General features: G+C 71.9%; 18 protein-coding genes. 5 read left to right on the top strand and 13 right to left on the bottom strand.

What is annotated here, in order from left to right; translation table 11 throughout:
• Nucleotides 1–13 precede the first annotated feature (13 nt).
• The gene (locus BKA05_RS13505) at nt 14–211 is read left to right on the top strand and encodes a hypothetical protein (protein ID WP_179531888.1); all 198 of its coding nucleotides are present in this window, start codon (nt 14–16) and stop codon (nt 209–211) included.
• Between the two features lie 97 nt (nt 212–308).
• On the opposite strand, the gene BKA05_RS13500 is transcribed toward BKA05_RS13505, so the two are convergent.
• Nucleotides 309–1,988 (bottom strand): FumA C-terminus/TtdB family hydratase beta subunit, encoded by a 1,680-nt coding sequence (locus BKA05_RS13500; RefSeq protein WP_179531887.1) that lies wholly within the window; start codon nt 1,986–1,988, stop codon nt 309–311.
• Nucleotides 1,989–2,174: 186 nt separating this feature from the next.
• Between BKA05_RS13500 and BKA05_RS13495 the strand changes: the two genes are divergently transcribed.
• A complete protein-coding gene (locus BKA05_RS13495; RefSeq protein ID WP_179531886.1) occupies nt 2,175–3,254 on the top strand; it encodes an ABC transporter ATP-binding protein in 1,080 nt (359 codons plus the stop codon).
• 65 nt (nt 3,255–3,319) lie between these two features.
• Here the strand turns inward: BKA05_RS13495 and BKA05_RS13490 are convergent, their stop codons facing one another.
• Genes BKA05_RS13490 through BKA05_RS13470 form a run of 5 tightly spaced genes read right to left on the bottom strand, consistent with a single transcriptional unit; the run spans nt 3,320 to nt 8,583 of the window.
• Entirely contained in the window at nt 3,320–4,528 is a 1,209-nt protein-coding gene (locus tag BKA05_RS13490; RefSeq protein ID WP_179531885.1) for a sn-glycerol-3-phosphate ABC transporter ATP-binding protein UgpC, read from the bottom strand.
• Nucleotides 4,529–4,531: 3 nt separating this feature from the next.
• Entirely contained in the window at nt 4,532–5,374 is an 843-nt protein-coding gene (locus tag BKA05_RS13485) for a carbohydrate ABC transporter permease (protein ID WP_343045673.1), read from the bottom strand.
• A 7-nt stretch (nt 5,375–5,381) separates the two neighbouring features.
• Nucleotides 5,382–6,320, bottom strand: a complete 939-nt coding sequence (locus BKA05_RS13480; RefSeq protein WP_298759842.1) for a carbohydrate ABC transporter permease — start codon at nt 6,318–6,320, stop codon at nt 5,382–5,384.
• Nucleotides 6,317–7,636, bottom strand: coding sequence for an extracellular solute-binding protein (locus BKA05_RS13475; protein WP_179531884.1), 1,320 nt, complete (start codon nt 7,634–7,636; stop codon nt 6,317–6,319). Before BKA05_RS13475 ends, BKA05_RS13480 begins: the two co-directional genes overlap by 4 nt.
• Before the next feature lie 35 nt (nt 7,637–7,671).
• Nucleotides 7,672–8,583: an alpha/beta fold hydrolase gene (locus BKA05_RS13470; protein WP_179531883.1), complete on the bottom strand. Its 912-nt coding sequence runs from the start codon at nt 8,581–8,583 to the stop codon at nt 7,672–7,674.
• Nucleotides 8,584–8,680: 97 nt separating this feature from the next.
• On the opposite strand from BKA05_RS13470, the gene BKA05_RS13465 reads away from it, so the two are divergent.
• Complete coding sequence (locus BKA05_RS13465) at nt 8,681–9,517, top strand: esterase/lipase family protein (RefSeq protein ID WP_179531882.1); 837 nt, start codon at nt 8,681–8,683, stop codon at nt 9,515–9,517.
• An 84-nt stretch (nt 9,518–9,601) separates the two neighbouring features.
• Here BKA05_RS13465 and glpX read toward each other — a convergent pair whose 3' ends face one another.
• The 5 genes from glpX to BKA05_RS13440 are packed head-to-tail and all read right to left on the bottom strand — an operon-like array spanning nt 9,602 to nt 13,803.
• Nucleotides 9,602–10,618: a class II fructose-bisphosphatase gene (glpX, locus tag BKA05_RS13460; protein ID WP_179531881.1), complete on the bottom strand. Its 1,017-nt coding sequence runs from the start codon at nt 10,616–10,618 to the stop codon at nt 9,602–9,604.
• Nucleotides 10,615–11,610 carry an ABC transporter ATP-binding protein gene (locus tag BKA05_RS20505; protein WP_218842412.1) on the bottom strand — a complete coding sequence of 332 codons (996 nt, stop codon included), beginning with the start codon at nt 11,608–11,610 and terminating at the stop codon, nt 10,615–10,617. Before BKA05_RS20505 ends, glpX begins: the two co-directional genes overlap by 4 nt.
• Nucleotides 11,607–12,422, bottom strand: coding sequence for an ABC transporter permease (locus BKA05_RS13450; RefSeq protein WP_179531880.1), 816 nt, complete (start codon nt 12,420–12,422; stop codon nt 11,607–11,609). Before BKA05_RS13450 ends, BKA05_RS20505 begins: the two co-directional genes overlap by 4 nt.
• Nucleotides 12,419–13,417 carry a molybdate ABC transporter substrate-binding protein gene (gene modA, locus BKA05_RS19770; protein WP_218842411.1) on the bottom strand — a complete coding sequence of 333 codons (999 nt, stop codon included), beginning with the start codon at nt 13,415–13,417 and terminating at the stop codon, nt 12,419–12,421. The genes BKA05_RS13450 and modA overlap by 4 nt, the downstream gene beginning before the upstream one ends.
• Nucleotides 13,414–13,803 (bottom strand): TOBE domain-containing protein, encoded by a 390-nt coding sequence (locus BKA05_RS13440; RefSeq protein WP_179531879.1) that lies wholly within the window; start codon nt 13,801–13,803, stop codon nt 13,414–13,416. The genes modA and BKA05_RS13440 overlap by 4 nt, the downstream gene beginning before the upstream one ends.
• Nucleotides 13,804–13,910: 107 nt before the next feature.
• Between BKA05_RS13440 and BKA05_RS13435 the strand changes: the two genes are divergently transcribed.
• Nucleotides 13,911–14,486, top strand: a complete 576-nt coding sequence (locus BKA05_RS13435) for a DUF4245 family protein (RefSeq protein WP_179531878.1) — start codon at nt 13,911–13,913, stop codon at nt 14,484–14,486.
• Nucleotides 14,487–14,565: 79 nt separating this feature from the next.
• Nucleotides 14,566–15,798 carry an MFS transporter gene (locus BKA05_RS13430; protein ID WP_179531877.1) on the top strand — a complete coding sequence of 411 codons (1,233 nt, stop codon included), beginning with the start codon at nt 14,566–14,568 and terminating at the stop codon, nt 15,796–15,798.
• Between the two features lie 22 nt (nt 15,799–15,820).
• Here the strand turns inward: BKA05_RS13430 and BKA05_RS13425 are convergent, their stop codons facing one another.
• Together BKA05_RS13425 and xseA are read right to left on the bottom strand one after the other, a co-directional pair.
• Nucleotides 15,821–16,042 carry an exodeoxyribonuclease VII small subunit gene (locus BKA05_RS13425; protein ID WP_179531876.1) on the bottom strand — a complete coding sequence of 74 codons (222 nt, stop codon included), beginning with the start codon at nt 16,040–16,042 and terminating at the stop codon, nt 15,821–15,823.
• On the bottom strand, nt 16,035–17,309 hold the full coding sequence (xseA, locus tag BKA05_RS13420) for an exodeoxyribonuclease VII large subunit (RefSeq protein ID WP_179531875.1): 1,275 nt from the start codon (nt 17,307–17,309) through the stop codon (nt 16,035–16,037). Before xseA ends, BKA05_RS13425 begins: the two co-directional genes overlap by 8 nt.
• Nucleotides 17,310–17,344: the final 35 nt, after the last annotated feature.

The raw sequence follows: 17,344 nt of genomic DNA, 5'->3' as shown, positions 1-17,344 counted from the left end.
TACCGTCGGGACCATGACCGACCAGTCGCCCACCCCTGAGTCCGAGCACGACACCGCGGAGGGTCAGGTCTCCGAGGTGCAGAGCATGGACGGCGCCGACGAGCCGATCAGTGACGACCAGGCGGTCGCGGGCCAGCCCGACGGGGAGTCCGGCGAGGTCGACGAGGGCCCGACGGGCCCCAACAGCCGGGCCGGGTCCAACCGCAACTGACGCGCACCGGCGGGCACTGGTCGTACGGAGCTGCCGCTGGTCTCACGGAGTTCCGGTCGACCAGTGCCCGTTCCACCACCCGGGTGGTGAAACCGCCTCACTCCGCCGAGCGCACCCGGATCCCCGAGAGCGGCACGGTCACCGCGCCCGACGGGTCGGTGAAGAAGTCGTTGCCCTTGTCGTCGACGACGATGAACGCGGGGAAGTCCTCGACCTCGATCTTCCAGACCGCCTCCATGCCCAGCTCGGGGTACTCCAGCACCTCGACGGACTTGATGCAGTCCTGGGCCAGCCGGGCGGCGGGGCCGCCGATGGAGCCGAGGTAGAAGCCGCCGTGCTCGGCGCAGGACTCGGTGACGACCTTGGAGCGGTTGCCCTTGGCCAGCATCACCATCGAGCCGCCGGCGGCCTGGAAGGACTGCACGTAGGAGTCCATCCGCCCGGCGGTGGTGGGGCCGAACGAGCCCGACGCGTAGCCCTCGGGCGTCTTGGCCGGCCCGGCGTAGTAGACCGCGTGGTCCTTCAGGTACTGCGGCATGTCCTCGCCGGCGTCCAGGCGCTCCTGGATCTTGGCGTGGGCGATGTCGCGGGCCACGACCAGCGGGCCGGTCAGCGAGAGCCGGGTCTTGACCGGGTGCTGCGAGAGCGTCTGCAGGATCTCGGCCATCGGGCGGTTGAGGTCGACCTGCACCACGTCCCCCTCGAGCGAGGAGTCGGTGGTCTCGGGGAGGTACTTCGCCGGGTCGGTCTCGAGCTGCTCGAGGAAGACGCCGTCGGCGGTGATCTTGCCCAGCGCCTGTCGGTCGGCCGAGCACGAGACCGCGATCGCGACCGGGCAGGAGGCGCCGTGGCGCGGCAGCCGGACGACGCGGACGTCGTGGCAGAAGTACTTCCCGCCGAACTGCGCGCCGATCCCGAAGTCCTGGGTGAGCTTGAAGACCTCCTCCTCCAGCTCGAGGTCGCGGAAGCCGTGGGCGCTCATCGAGCCCTCGGTCGGGAGGTTGTCGAGGTAGTGCGCCGAGGCGTACTTCGCGGTCTTGAGGGCGAACTCCGCGCTGGTGCCGCCGATGACCACGGCCAGGTGGTACGGCGGGCAGGCGGCGGTGCCGAGGGAGCGGATCTTCTCGTCGAGGAAGCTCAGCATCCGCTTGGGGTTGAGGATCGCCTTGGTCTCCTGGAACAGGAAGGACTTGTTGGCCGACCCGCCGCCCTTGGCCATGAAGAGGAACTTGTACTCCGGTCCCTTGGGGCCCTCGGTGGTGGAGTAGATCTCGATCTGTGCCGGCAGGTTGGTGCCGGTGTTCTTCTCCTCGTACGTCGTCAGGGGAGCGAGCTGGGAGTAGCGCAGGTTCAGCTTCGTGTAGGCGTCGTAGACCCCCCGGCTGATCGCCTCGCCGTCCTCGGCGCCGGTGAGCACGCCCTCGGACTTCTTGCCCATGACGATGGCGGTGCCGGTGTCCTGGCACATCGGCAGCACCCCGCCGGCGGAGATGTTGACGTTCTTGAGCAGGTCCGTGGCCACGAACCGGTCGTTGCCCGACGCCTCGGGGTCGTCGATGATCTTGCGCAGCTGGGCCAGGTGGGCGGGCCGCAGGTAGTGGGCGATGTCGTGCATCGCCTCCGCGGTCAGGCGCCGGATCGCCTCCGGGTCGACCTTGAGGAACGTGCGCCCGTCGACCTCCACGGTCGAGACGCCCTCGGTCGTGATCAGCCGGTACGGCGTCTGGTCGGCCCCGGTGGGCAGGAGGTCGGAATAGCGGAACTCTGCTTCGCTCACGAGCGACGAGGGTACCGCCGTCCTCGTCGCGCCCGGGCCGGCGGCAGGTAGGAGGGGCGGGCTCCTCCCTTCCGGACGAGAGTGGCGACCGGGGTGTGAAAGCGCTTGCGCATCGGGTAGCGTGACACGCGTCACTTCACGACGGATCGTCCGGCACGTGCCTGCCGGTGAAGGAGATGGGAATCAATGGCGTCTGTGAGTTTCGAGAAGGCCCAGCGCTGGTACCCGGGGGCCGACGTCCCCGCCGTGCCGGGCATCGACCTGGAGATCGAGGACGGCGAGTTCATGGTGCTCGTCGGCCCCTCCGGCTGCGGCAAGTCCACGACCCTGCGCATGCTCGCGGGTCTGGAGGAGGTGAACTCGGGCACCATCAGGATCGGTGACCGCGACATCACCCACCTCCCGCCCAAGGACCGCGACATCGCGATGGTCTTCCAGAACTACGCGCTCTACCCGCACATGAGCGTCGCGGAGAACATGGGCTTCGCCCTGAAGATGGCCAAGATGCCCACCGAGGAGCGCACCAAGCGGGTCAAGGAGGCGGCGACGATGCTCGGCCTCACCGAGTTCCTCGACCGCAAGCCCAAGGCCCTCTCCGGTGGTCAGCGCCAGCGCGTGGCCATGGGTCGGGCGATCGTGCGCCAGCCGCAGGTCTTCTGCATGGACGAGCCGCTGTCCAACCTCGACGCCAAGATGCGTGTCCAGACCCGCACCGACATCGCCAAGCTCCAGCAGGACCTCGGCATCACCACCGTCTACGTCACCCACGACCAGGTCGAGGCGATGACGATGGGCGACCGGGTCGCGGTCATGAAGCTCGGAGTGCTGCAGCAGGTCGACACCCCGCTGAAGCTCTACGACAAGCCGGCCAACCTCTTCGTCGCCGGCTTCATCGGCTCCCCGCAGATGAACCTCATCGAGGCCGTCGCCAAGGACGGCAAGGCGCTGATCGGCGGGTACGAGGTGCCCGTCGACCCGGCCGCCGCCCAGAAGATGAACGGCCGCATCACCATCGGCGTGCGGCCCGAGAACTGGCGGATCGTGGGCGCGGGGGAGGGCCTGCCGGTCACCACCACCGTCGTCGAGGAGCTCGGCGCGGACGCCTACGTCTACGGCACCTCCGACGTCGAGGGCACCCCCTCGGCGCTCATCGTGCGCACGAGCGGGCGCAGCCACGGCCGCAAGGGCGAGGTCATCCACGTGACGACCGACCCCCAGCACGTGCACGTCTTCGACACCGAGACCGGCGAGCGGCTCTCGGACTGACCCCACCGGCCGGGTCGGTCCTCGGCGTACGTCGCGGACCGGCCCGGCTCAGGCGGAGCCACGGCTCACGCGCCGGCGCCGACCTCGACCGCCTCCGCGGGGATCTCACCCGCGTGCTCGCGGTCGACGGTGAGGTTCTCGCCCGTGGCGGGGTCGAAGAGGTGGATGCGCGAGGCATCCATCCAGATCTCCGCCTCGTCGCCCTCGCTGATGCGTGAGGCCCCGTCGAGGGTGACCACGAGCTGGGTGCGCAGCGACTCCCCGTCGAGGTCCTGCTCGAGCTGCTTGAGCTGCTGCTGCACCTCCTCGGGCGCCTCGAACGGGATGTAGGCGTAGGTCTCGTTGCCCAGCCACTCCACGACCTCGACGGTCGCGGTGAAGCTGGACTCCGAGCCCTGCTTGTCGGCGATCGCGGCGTCCTCGAAGTGCTCGGGGCGGATGCCGGCGATCAGCAGCCCGCGGTCCCGGGCCCGCGAGGCCTTCTCCTCGCCGATCTCCACCGAGCCGAAGGGCAGGGTGAGCCGGGTGCCCTCCACCTCGGCGGGCAGGAAGTTCATCGGCGGTGAGCCGATGAACCCGGCGACGAACAGGTTGCCCGGGTTCTCGTAGAGCTCGCGCGGCGTCGCCAGCTGCTGGAGCAGGCCGCGCTTGAGCACGGCCACCCGGTCGCCCAGGGTCATCGCCTCGGTCTGGTCGTGCGTGACGTAGACCGTGGTGATGCCCAGGCGCTTCTGCAGCCGGGAGATCTCCGTGCGCATCTGCCCGCGCAGCTTGGCGTCGAGGTTGGACAGGGGCTCGTCGAAGAGGAAGGCGTCGGCGTCCCGGACGATCGCCCGGCCCATGGCCACCCGCTGGCGCTGACCGCCCGAGAGGTTGCCGGGCTTGCGCTCGAGGTGCTCGTCGAGCTCGAGGGTCCTGGAGGCGTTGCGGACCTTCTCGTCCACCTCCTCGTCGGAGGCGCCCGCCAGCCGCAGGGGGAAGGCGATGTTCTCGTAGACCGACAGGTGGGGGTAGAGCGCGTAGTTCTGGAAGACCATGGCCAGGTTGCGCTCCCGGGGCGCGAGGTCGTTGACCTTGCGGTCCCCGATGACCATGTCGCCGGAGGTGATGTCCTCCAGCCCGACGATCATCCGCAGCAGCGTGGACTTCCCGCAGCCGGAGGGGCCGACGAGGATCACGAACTCACCGTCGGCGATCTCGATCGACACGTCGTTGACGGCCGGGAACCCGTCGCCGTACTTCTTCACGATGTTGCGGAGGCTGATGGCGGCCACGGGTCACCCCTTCACTGCGCCGGAGGTGAGGCCGGCGACGATCTTGCGCTGGAAGAACAGGACGATGAGGACGATGGGGATCGTCGCGACCACGGCGGCCGCGGCGAGCAGGGAGGCGGGCCGCTGGAACGGGTCCGGCCCCACGAAGAACGAGAGCGCCGCCGGGATCGGGCGCGCCGCCTCGGTGGAGGTCAGCGTGATGCCGAAGACGAAGTCGTTCCACGCGAAGAAGAAGGTGAGGATGGCGGCGGTGAAGACGCCGGGGGCCGCCAGCGGGACGATGACCTTGCGGAAGGCCTGCCACGACGTGGCGCCGTCGACCTGCGCCGCCTGCTCCATCTCCCACGGGATCTCGCGGAAGAACGCCGACAGGGTCCAGATCGCCAGCGGCAGCGTGAAGGACATGTAGGGCAGGATCAGCCCCGGCCAGGTGTCGTAGAGCCCGATCGTGCGCCACAGGTCGAACAGCGGGCTGACCAGGCTGACCACCGGGAACATCGCGATCGCCAGCGCCGTGGTCAGCACCATCTTCTTGCCCTTGAACTCCAGACGGGCGATCGCGTACGCCGCCAGCGTGGCGATCACGACCGACAGCACGGTCGCGATCAGGCTGATGCCGATGGAGTTGATGATCGCCCGGCGGAACTGGTCGTCCTCCCAGACCGCGCGGTAGTTCTCCAGCCCGGCGAAGGAGTCCAGGGGCAGGAAGCCCGGGTCGGACCCGTTGGACACCGCGGCCTGGCTCTTGAACGACAGCGAGAGGATCCAGGCGACCGGCAGCAGGCACCATGCCAGCACCAGCGCCACCCCGACGCCCAGTCCGATCTTCTGCTTCAGCTCGTTCACGGGTGCCTCACTCTCCTCGGGCCTGGGCGAGGTCGACGCGGAAGAGCTTCACGATCGTGAAGGCCACCAGCAGCACCGAGAGGAACAGCAGCACCGCCAGCGCCGAGCCCATCCCGAGCTGGAACTGCTCGATGCTCTGCCGGTAGGTCAGGAAGGAGATCGACTCGGTGCCCTCGGCCCCGGCCGTCATCACGAAGATGTTGTCGAAGATCCGGTAGGCGTCCAGGGCCCGGAAGAGCACCGCCACCATGATCGCCGCCCGCATGTTCGGGATGACGACCTTCCACATCCGCTGCCACCAGGTGGCGCCGTCGACCTTCGCCGCCTCCACCATGTCCTCGCTGACCTGCGCCAGCCCGGCGAGCAGCAGCAGGGACATGAACGGCGTGGTCTTCCAGATCTCCGAGACCATGATCGCGATGACTGCCGGCACCGTGTCGCCGAACCAGTTGAAGTCGGCGTCGATGAACGGCAACCAGCCGTTGACGAAGCCGTTCTGGTAGGTGAAGGCGAACTGCCAGGCGAAGCCCGAGACGACGGTGATGATGCCGTAGGGGATGAGGATCGAGGTCCGGATCAGGCCGCGGGCGAAGATCACCCGGTGCATGACCAGCGCGAAGGCGAAGCCGATGACCAGCTCGATCGCGACGGTCACGACCATGTAGAGCACCGTCACCCCGATGTCGCGCCAGAACAGCTGGTCGGTCAGGGCTGTGACGTAGTTGGAGAACCCGATGAGCTCGCGCTCGTCCGGGGCCGTGAGCGAGTAGCTGTAGAAGGAGAGGTAGAGCGCGCGCAGGATCGGGAACGCGGTGACGATCAGCATGACGACGACCGCGGGCGCCACCAGGCGCTGGCCGAGCCGGTTCTCGTGGCGGACCCGCTCGCTGACCTCGGGTGGGACGTCCCCGGCGTCGGTCTGGGGTGTGGCGACGACGGAGGTCACAGCAGGGCCTTCCCTTCGAGCACGGCCCGGAGGTACTCCTCGGACTCGGCGGGCGTGGAGCGCGGGTCCACCTCGGTCGGTGAGTGCCAGGTCGCCTGGATCGCCCCGGAGACCGTCGCGTAGAACGCGCTCTTCGGGCGCGGTCCGCCCTCGTCGACGCTGGTGCGGAACAGCTCGAGCAGGTCGGATGGGTAGGCGTCGGCGAGCCGCGGCGCGTCGTACCCGCTCTGGGTGGCCGGCATCAGGCCGTCGGTGACCGCCAGCTCGACCTGGTGCTCGACGCTGGTGATGCAGGCGACGGCCTCGCGGGCGAAGTCTGGATAGGCGGTGAACGCGCCGACGCCCACGTCGATGCCGCCTACGGGCGGTGCAGAGGGCCGGTCCGGCACCGTGCGCGGGTAGCGCGCCCAGGCGAGGTCCTCGAACTGCTCGCGGGTGTAGTCGTTGGCGTCGGAGGGCTCGTAGTTCTTGTAGACGAACGTCCAGTTGGTCATGAACTCGCCCGGGCTGTCGGAGCCGAACATGTAGGCCAGCGCCGTGCCCTCGTTGGAGACCGACAGGTCGCCCTGCGCGGCGTCGGAGCTCGCCAGCGCCTCGATCACCCGCGCCGCCTCGGTGGCGGCCTCGGAGTCGAGGGTGACCTCGGCGTCCCGGCCGTCCTGGGGGTTCTCCAGGACCTGGCCGCCGGCGCCCAGGATCAGCGCGTTGATCCACACGACGTAGGCCTCGTACTTGTTGGCCTGCACGCCCACGGTCGCGCCGTCGACCGACGCGGCCGCGTCGATGACCTGCTCCCACGTCACCGGGCCGCCCATGTCCAGGCCGGCCTCCTGGGCCAGGGAGCGGCGGTACCAGAGCACCTGGGTGTTGGCCCACAGGGGAGCGGCGTAGACGCCCTCGTCCCACCGGACCGTCTCGGCGATGCCCTCGAGGGTGTCGTCGGTGACGGTGTCCTCCGGCAGCTCCAGCAGCCAGCCGGCGTTGGCGAACTCGGGGACGAAGACCGGGTCGAGGTTCATCAGGTCGGTCTGGGCGTCCTCGGCGGCGAGCCGACGGGCGAGCTGGACCCGCTGGTCGGTGGCGCTGGTGGGCAGCAGCCGGGTCTGGATGTCGTAGTCCTCGGTGCTGCAGGCCTCGGCGATCGCGTCGAGGGTCTCCTGGCCGTCCGGGTTGAGGTACCACGTCAGCGTGGGCTTCCCCGAGGACCCGCAGGCGGCCAGGGCGGCGAGCAGCCCGAGACAGGCCACCGCCACGCCGACCCGGGTGCGCCGGGGCGTCGCCGCGACCGGTGTGCGCGGCCTCGTTGCCGGTGTCATGACACCGGTCTAGGCCATCGCGGCGTCCCGGCGCCTCACCCCCCTGCGCGGGTCGCCCGGTCGGCCGTACGCCGGATGGCGGCGGCGAAGGTGTCGAAGAGCTCCTCGGGCAGGTCGTGCCCCATCCCGTCGACGAGGACGAGCTCGGCACCGGGGATCGCCGCCGCGGTGGCCCGGCCGCCGGAGACGTGGACCATCCGGTCGGCCAGCCCGTGCACGACCAGGCTGGGCACCCGCAGCCCGCGCAGGCGCGGCTCGCGGTCGGGCTGGGTCAGGATGGCCACCATCTGCCGCAGCGTGCCCGCGGCGCTGACCCCGTGGTCCCAGGTCTCCTCGGCGCGGACGCGGTTCTCCTCGGCGGCGACCGGGTAGGCCGGGGAGCCGAGCAGCGACCACATCCGCATGCTCTGCGCGACGTACGCCTCGCGGCCGGTGCGGCCCCCGGTGAGCAGGGGCGGCAGCAGCGACGGGTGCTGCCAGCCGACGGTGCGCCGGCCGGTGGTCGACATGATCGACGTCATCGACCGCACCCGCGGCTGGGCCGCCAGTGCCATGGTCTGCACGATCATCCCGCCCATGGAGATGCCGGCGACGTGCGCGGACTCGATGCCGAGGTGGTCCAGGAGGCCGAAGCCGTCGGCGGCCATGTCGTCGAGGGAGTACGGCGCGCGCACCGGCAGCCCGGTGAAGGCCCGCACCAGCGTGCCCCGCGTGACCCTCCCGGGCACCCGGCTGGACCGGCCGGCGTCACGGTTGTCGAAGCGGATCACGTGGAAGCCCTCGTCGGCGAGGCGACGGCACAGCACGTCGTCCCACCACGTGAGCGGCCCGCCGAGACCCATCACGAGCAGCAACGGCTCCCCGTCGGGGTCGCCGAAGGTCTGGTAGCACAGCTCGACGCCGGTGCTGACGGGCGCTCGGAGCAGGTCGGTGACCGGATGGGTCATGGGGCCAGTAGACCGTACGGGCCATCTGTGGACCACAGGTGTCCGTTTCGACGTGTCTCACCTCACAGGAGGAGTTACGACGTCGTAACGTTGAAGGATGAACAAGAACCCGGTCGCATCCTTCCTGCTGCCCGACGACTTCCGTCGCCCGCCGCTGGTCCGGATGCTGCACGAGGGTCGCATCGTCGGCGAGGCGTCACGGCACGCCGTCCGTGGCCTGTCGGCGGTGCGCACGCGTGCGCCGTACGCCGGCGGGTCGACCAGTCGCGACGCCGACCCGGTGCTGCTCGTGCCCGGGTTCATGGCCGGCGACTACACGCTGGCGGCGCTGGCGCGCCGGCTGCGCCGCGAGGGGCACCGCACCTACCGGGCCGGGATCCCGCTGGCCAACATGGGCTGCACCCTCGACACCGCCGAGATGATCGAGTCGCGGCTCGAGGCGATCGTCGCCCGTCGTGAGCAGCGCGTGCAGATCGTCGGGCACAGCCTGGGCGGCATGCTCGCCCGCGGCGTCGCCGCCCGACGGCCCGACCTGGTCAGCGGCATCGTGACGATGGGCAGCCCGGTGCTCGCGCCCGGCGCCCACCACCGCTCGCTCACGGTCTTCGTCCTCGGCCTCGTGGCGATGTCGAAGGTCGGCGTCAGCGGCGTCATGAACGAGACCTGCGTGGGTGGGGAGTGCGCGCTGGAGTCCTTCCAGGAGTGCCAGGTCGCCCTGCCCGCCGAGGTCTCCTTCACCGCCATCTACTCCCGCAACGACGGGATCGTCGACTGGCGCGCCTGCCTGGACCCGGCCGCCGCCCACGTCGAGGTCAAGGCCTCCCACATCGGCATGGCCGTGGACCCCCGGGTCGGCGACCAGGTGCTCTCGGCCCTGCGCAGCCACCGCGAGGAGTCCGTCGCGGCCTCGACGCTGCGGGTCGCCACCGCCTGAGGGTCGCCGAGCCGGCGCATCCTTCCGGAAAGGTTGCGCCGCCTCGACCCTGCTCGACCCCCTCGACGCCGCCGGCGAAGCGGGTCAGCGGTCGAAGTCGACCGCGGAGTAGGCGCGCAGCTTCGACAGCTTGTGCTCGGAGCGGATGGTGCGGATCGTGCCGCTGCGCGAGCGCATCACCAGGCTGTGGGTGCTGACGGAGTTGGCGCTGTAGCGCACACCCTCGAGCAGCTCGCCGTCGGTGATGCCGGTGGCGACGAAGAAGCAGTCGTCGCCGGTCACGAGGGTGTCGGTGTCGAGCACCGCGTCGAGGTCGTGGCCGGCGTCGATGGCGCGCTGGCGCTCCTCGTCGTCGGTGGGCCACAGCCGCCCCTGGATCACGCCGCCCATCGACTTCATCGCGCAGGCGGTGATGATGCCCTCGGGCGTGCCGCCGATGCCGAGCAGCATGTCCACGCCGGTGTCGGGGCGGGCGGCCATGATCGCGCCGGCCACGTCGCCGTCGGTGATGAACTTGATCATCGCGCCGGTCTCGCGGATCTCCTCGGCCAGCTGCTCGTGGCGGGGACGGTCGAGCAGGACGACCTTGACGTCCTCGGGGCGCTTGCCCTTGGCCTTGGCGACGGCCGCGACGTTCTCGGCGACCGAGGCGCGGATGTCCACGACGTCGGCGGCCTCGGGGCCGGTGACGAGCTTCTCCATGTAGAACACCGCCGACGGGTCGTACATCGAGCCGCGCGGGGACACTGCGAGCACCGAGACGGCGTTGGTCATGCCCTTGGCGGTCAGGGTGGTCCCGTCGATGGGGTCGACCGCGACGTCGCACTCGGGACCGGTGCCGTCGCCGACCTCCTCGCCGTTGAACAGCATCGGCGCGTTGTCCTTCTCGCCCTCGCCGATCACGACGGTGCCGCGCATGCCGATGGTGGAGATGAGCACCCGCATGGCGTTGACCGCCACGCCGTCGGCGCCGTTCTTGTCGCCGCGGCCGACCCAGCGTCCGGCGGCCATGGCGGCTGCTTCGGTGACGCGCACCAGCTCCAGCGCGAGGTTGCGGTCAGGGGACTGCGGGGCGACCTGGAGGCCGTCGGGCTCGCTCATGGGCGCATGGTATCGGTCGTCGTCGCGGTGGCCTTCACGGTCAGCCAGACCTCTCGACCCGCGGTCAGCCCCAGGTCCACGGCCGCGGCCGGGGTGACGTCGGCGAGCAGCTCCGGCCCGGCGTCGGTGACGACCAGCAGCCGCAGCGCGTCCCCGTGCGGGGTCGTGCCGGCGACCCGGCCGCGCCACGTGAGCCGCGCGGACCCCTCGGGCCGGGTCAGGGAGACGGTCACGGCGCTGGGCGGGAAGCTGCGGCGTACGTCGCGGTCGCGGTCGGCCACGACGTTGAGCCCCACCAGCCGGGCCACGTGCTCGGTACGGGGGCGCGCCGCGACCTCGCGAGGGGTGCCCGTCTGGGCGACCTCGCCGCCGTCGAGGACCACCACCCGGTCGGCCAGGGTGAGCGCGTCGAGGGCGTCGTGGGTCACCAGCAGCGTCACCCCCGGGTACGACGCCAGGTGCTCGGCCAGCGAGATCCGCAACGACGTCGCCACACCCACGTCGAGCCCCGCGAACGGCTCGTCCAGCAGCAGCACGGCAGGGTCGGTGACGAGCGCGCGGGCGAGGGCGACCCGCTGCGCCTGCCCGCCGGAGAGCTCGTGGGGACGTCGGCGGCCGAGGTCGCCGACGCCGAGCCGGTCGAGCCACTCCTGGGCACGGGCCCGGGCCGGGCCGGGGCGTGCGCCGCGGGCGCGGAGCCCGAAGGCGACGTTCTCGAGGGCGCTGAGGTGGGGGAACAGGGAGCGGTCCTGCGGCACGAGGCCGACGCCGCGCTCGCGGACGGGGAGCGGGGGAGCGTTCCAGTCGCGGCCGTCGACGGTGATCCGCCCGGCGACGGGCAGCAGGCCGGCGACGGCGGAGAGCAGCGTGCTCTTGCCGGCGCCGTTGGGGCCGATGACCGCGACGACCTCGCCGCGGCCGGTCCCGAGCGCGGCGGTGAGCCGGCCGGGGACCCGCACGTCGAGGTCAAGCCCCTCCCGGTGGTAGCTCACGGGGTCACCAGCCAGCGTCGACGCAGCCCGACGAGGACCCCGATCGAGACCACGAGCAGCAGCATCGAGAGCGTGCGCGCGGCGGCCGGGTCGGCCTGCAGCGTGGTGTAGATCAGCGACGGCATCGTCTGGGTGCTGCCGGGGAAGTTGCCGGCGAAGGTGATCGTCGCGCCGAACTCACCCAGGCTGCGCGCCCACGCCAGCACGCACCCGGCGGCCAGGCCCGGCAGCGCCAAGGGCAGCGTGACCCGCCGGAATGTGGTCCAGCGGTCCGCGCCCAGCGTCGCGGCCACGACGTCGAAGCGCTCGCCCGCGGTGCGCAGCGCCCCCTCGACGCTGAGCACGAAGAACGGCAACGAGACGAACGTGTGCGCCAGCACCACCGCGGCCGTCGTGTAGGGGATCGTCCACCCGGTCGCGGCCAGCAGCGGCGCCCCGACCAGCCCGTTGCGGCCCAGCGCCGCCACGAGCGCGACGCCCGCGACGACCGGAGGCAGCACCAGCGGGACCGCCACCAGCCCCCGCAGGAGTCGGCGCCCCGGGAACTCCACCCGCGCCAGCAGCCAGGCCAGCGGCGTCCCCAGCAGCACGCAGAGCCCGACGGTGAGGGCGGAGGTCAGGGCGGAGAGCCAGAGCGCGTCGCGGACGGCGGGGTCGGCCAGCTGGGTGCCGAGGTCGCGCCACGGGGTGTCGAGGACCAGGGCGACCAGCGGCACGACGAGCAGGGCGGCGCCGAGCGACCCCGGCAGCAGCAGGAGGAGCGGCGGCCGACCGAGCGAGGGCGCGCGCGACGGCGTACTGGCGGAGGTCACGGCAGCGCGAACCCCGCGGCGTCGAGGACGTCCCTCCCGACCTCGGAGAGCAGCAGCTCCACGAACTCCTCCGCCAGGCCGGGCTCCCGCGCCTGGTCCAGCACGGCCGCCGGGTAGGTGGTGGTGAACGCGTCCGCGCCCGGGATGGCGAGGGTCGCCACGGCGGGCCCGGCGCTGACGGCGTCGGTCGCGTAGACGACCCCCGCGTCGGCCTCGTCGGCGACCACCTTCGCGAGCACCGCCTTGACGTCGACCTCGAGGCTGACCGGCTGCGCGTCGACCTGCTGGTCGGCGGCGAGCGCCACCCACAGGGCGCCGCAGGGGGCGGTCGGGACGCACGCGACGTACGACGCCCTGCCGCTCGCCACGTCGTCGAACCCGTCCACCTCGGCGCGCCCGTCGGCCGGTGCGACCAGGACCAGCGAGTTGCTGGCGAAGGTCCGCGGCTCGGTGGCCAGCGCCTCCCGGGCCAGGTCCATGGTGCGCTCGTCGGCGGTCGCCAGCACGTCGGCGGGCGCACCCTCGAGGGCCTGCTGGGCCAAGGTGGCAGAGGAGTCGAAGGCCAGCCGCACCGTGACGCCGGTGTGCTCGGCCTCGAACTCCTCGGCGAGCGCGGTGAAGGTCTCGGTCAGCGACGCCGCGGCCAGCACCGTCAGGGTCTGCTCGTCGTCCTCGCCCCCGCACCCGCTCAGCGCGAGCGTGCCGACGATGGCCAGTGCCACGACCACTCGTTGGGCGGGCCCCTGCGGGTGGTCGAGCAGTGAGGAGCGCCAGCGACGAGCGGGCCCCTGGTGGTGGTCGAGCAGTGAGGAGCGCCAGCGACGAGCGGGCCCCTGGTGGTGGTCGAGCAGTGAGGAGCGCCAGCGACGAGCGGGCCCCTGGTGGTGGTCGAGCAGTGAGGAGCGCCAGCGACGAGCGGGCCCCTGGTGGTGGTCGAGCAGTGAGGAGCGCCAGCGACGAGCGGGCGTCGAGACCACCCCGTCACGAGACCTCACGGCAGCTCCACCACGACGTTGGTCGACTTCACCGAGGCCACGACGCGTGAGCCGGGCTCGAGCCCGAGCTCCTCGGCCGCCTCCGTCGACATCAGGGACACCAGTCGGTAGGGACCGCAGACCATGTCGACCTGCGCCATGACGGTATCCTTCTTGACGGCGGTGACGATGCCGACGAGGCGGTTGCGGGCGCTGACGGCTGCCCCGCGCCCGGGATCGGGGGTGCTGGCCAGGTCCGCGGCGAACGCGGCGAGGGCGGGGCCCGGGACGACGGTGCGGCCGTCCTCCTGCGCGGCCGGCAGCCGGCCGGCGTCGACCCACCGGCGCAGGGTGTCGTCGCTGACGCCGAGGAGCTCGGCGGCCTCCGCGATCCGGTACGTGGTCACCGCCCCAGCATGCCGCATCTGCGTCAAGAATTGCCATGCCAGTCCGCATCTGCGGAGAGACGATGGCTGCTCGAGGGTCGTCACCGGTCACCTGTGAGGATGTCGCCGTGAGCCAGACGAGTCCTCCCGCCGGTCGGCCCGGTGGCTACAACCGCTCCTTCGGCGGCCTGGTCGGCGCGATGATCGTCATGGTGGTCGCCGTGGTGCTGATCTGGCTGGCGCTGGGGCTCTTCCGTGACGAGGCGGAGTTCGAACCCGCACCGATCGACTACGACGCCTCGATGACCGCGCTCGCGGAGAACGGCGCCGCCCTCGCCTACCCCGAGACGCTGCCTGAGGGCTGGCGCGTCAACAACCTCGCGTACGACCCGGCGGACCCCTCGTTCTCGCTGGCGCTGCTCACCGCCGACGAGAGGTTCGTGGGCGTCTACCACGGTCGCGAGGACCTCGACGAGCTGCTCGAGCGACTCGTCGACGACGCCGTGAGCGAGGACGGGTCGGTGGAGCTGACCGACGGGGACGGCGAGTCGGGTCAGTGGCAGGTCTTCGGCGACGAGGGCGGCGACACGGCGTACGTCCGGGTCGGCGAGCAGCGCCGCGACCCGGTGGTGACCATCGTCTACGGCTCGGCCCCCGACGAGGACCTGCGCGAGGTCGTGGGCTCGCTGCTCACCGTCGGGTGAGCACCGCCTGATCCCGCCGGCCGCTGCGCCGTCAGCGAAATCGGTGGCCCCGGACGGCCGCCGCGCCTAGGTTGCGCCGGTGACCTCGTCCCGGACGGCGCCGCTCCGGGTGCCCGCCTTCCGCTGGTTCTTCCTCGGCCAGCTGGTCAACTCCGCGGGCAGCTCGATGTCCGGCATCGCGCTGGCCTTCGCGGTGCTGGCGATCAGCGACTCGCCAGCAGCCCTCGGTGCGGTGCTGGCGGGATGGACCGTCCCCATGGTCGCCTTCATGCTGCTGGGCGGCGCCCTCGCCGACCGGATGCCGCGCGGCCTGGTGCTGCGCGGCTGCAACCTGGTCGAGGCGGTGGCCCAGACGATGACCGCGGTGCTGGTGATCACGGGGTACGCCGAGATCTGGCACCTCGTCGTGCTCCAGCTGGTCAGCGGGACCGCGTCGGCCGTGAGCTATCCCGCGGAGCACGGGATGGTGCCGGTGCTGCTGCCGCGCGAGCTGCGCCAGGCGGGCTACCTGTTGATGTCGCAGTCGCGCAGCGCCACCACGATCGGCGGCCCCGCCCTGGCCGGTCTGCTGGTCGCCACCGCGGGGCCGGGCTACGCCCTGGCGATCGACGCGGCGACGTTCTTCGTCGCGGCCGGCTTCCTGACCCTGATGCGACTGCCTCCGGGGGAGCGCCCCGACCGTCAGGACAGCGTCCTCGGTGACCTGCGGGCCGGGTGGTCCTTCGCCCGGGAGCTGGGCTGGGTGATCCCGGCCTCGAGCTGCGCCCTGGTCTTCAACGCCCTCTTCGCAGGTGCGGTCGGGGTGCTCGGCCCGACCATCGCCGAGGACACGATCGGCAGCGAGGGCTGGGGCCTGGCTCAGTCCGCGCAGGCGGTCGGCGTGTTCGTGATGGCCCTGTCGCTCTCGCGGGTCGTGATCAGACGACCGATGGTCGTGATCATGGTGGCCTTCGCGGCGATGGGGCTCCCGATGCTGGTCCTGGGGACGTCGGTGGACCTGCTGCTGCTCTCCGTCGCCTTCGCCGGCACCGGCGCGTCCCTGAGCGTGCTGGACCTCGCCTGGAACATGACGGTGCAGGAGAAGGTGCCCGAGGAGATGCTGTCGCGCATCCAGTCGATCGACGGTTTCTTCTCCTTCGTCGGGATGCCGGTGGGACAGCTGCTCGTGGGGCCCCTGGCCCTGGCGCTGGGCACGCGCAGCGTCGAGCTCGGCTGTGCGGCGCTGTGCGTGCTGGTGGCGGTCGTCGCGCTGAGCCGACCCGTCATCGCCGGGGTCCGCCTGGACGCACCCGCCGCCGCTGCGTCGAGCTGACCGGGACCGTCGGTCGGTCCGGTCAGTCGGCGTCGGCCTCGAGCACCTTGTCGAGGCGCTCCCGGGCGCCGTCGAGCCAGCGCTGGCAGACCCGGGCGAGCTGCTCGCCGCGCTCCCACAGGGCCAGCGACTCCTCGAGCGTGGTGCCGCCGGCCTCGAGGCGACGGACGACGTCGACGAGCTCCTCGCGGGCCTCCTCGTAGGAGGTGGACTCCTGCCCGGTGCTCCCGGTCTGCTCAGTCATCGGTCTCCTCGGTGCTCTGCGGGTCTGTCTGCGGGTCGGTGGGAAGTGGGTCGGGCTCGGTGCCGTCTGCGGTGGCGCGCACCCGGCCGTCGGCGACCCGGACGCTCAGCGCGGCGCCGGCCGCGACGCCGGCCACGGAGGTGAGCACGTGCCCCTGGTCGTCCTGGAGGACGGCGTACCCACGGCGCAGCGTCTCCAGCGGCGACAGGGCGCGGGCCCGGGCACGCTGGTGGGCGACGTCGTCGGCGGCCCGGTCGAGGCGGTGGCCGAAGGTACGCCGGACGCGCTCGCGCAGCAGCCGCAGCTCGTCCACGCGCTGGGCCACGAGGCTGCGCGGGTCGGCGAGGGCGGGGCGCGACCGGAGGCCGTCGAGCAGGTGCTGCTCGCGGTCGAGGTGGGAGCGCACCAGCGTCCGCAGCCGCTCCTGCGCCCACTCGACCCCGCGCAGCTCCTCGGCGACGTCGGGGACGACCAGCTTGGCGGCGTCGGTGGGGGTCGAGGCACGCACGTCGGCGACCAGGTCGAGGAGCGGGGCGTCCTGCTCGTGGCCGATCGCGGAGACGACCGGGGTGGTCATCGCGAACACGACGCGGACCAGGCCCTCGTCGGAGAAGGGCAGCAGGTCCTCGACCGACCCGCCTCCGCGTGCGACCACCACGACGTCGACGTCGGGGCGACGGTCGAGCCGCTCGAGCGCCTCGATGACCTCGCCGGCGCAGCGCGGGCCCTGCATCGAGGACCCGACGACCTCGAACTCGACGGCCGGCCAGCGGCGGCGCGCGTTCTCCAGGACGTCGCGCTCGGCGGCACTGCCGGGGGAGGTCACCAGGCCGACGCGCTGCGGCAGGAAGGGCAGGTCGCGCTTGCGGTCGGCGGCGAAGAGCCCCTCCGCGGCCAGCAGCTGCCGACGCTGCTCGAGCCGGGCGAGCAGCTCGCCGAGCCCGACCATCCGGATCTCGCGGGCCTGCAGCGAGAGCGTGCCGCGGTTGGCGTAGTAGGAGGGCTTGGCGTGCACGACGATGCTCGCGCCCTCCACGAGCGGGGTGGGCAGGGAGTCGACGTAGGTGCGGGCGGCGGTCACGGTGACCGAGATGTCGGCCACGGTGTCGCGCAGGGTGAGGAAGACCGTGGCCATGCCGGGACGCCGGTTGAGCTGGGCCACCTGGCCCTCGACCCACACCGCTCCCAGGCGGTCGATCCACCCGCCGATGGCGTTGGCGACCGTGCGCACCGCGACCGGCGCGGTGGGGGAGGTCTCCAGGGCCATGCGGCGAGGTTAGAGGAGTGCGCCGACGCCCGTAC

Source organism: Nocardioides marinus (assembly GCF_013408145.1).
Classification (GTDB): domain Bacteria; phylum Actinomycetota; class Actinomycetes; order Propionibacteriales; family Nocardioidaceae; genus Nocardioides; species Nocardioides marinus.
Note: the sequence above shows the minus strand (reverse complement) of the source record. Positions and strands in the feature narration are given on the sequence as shown.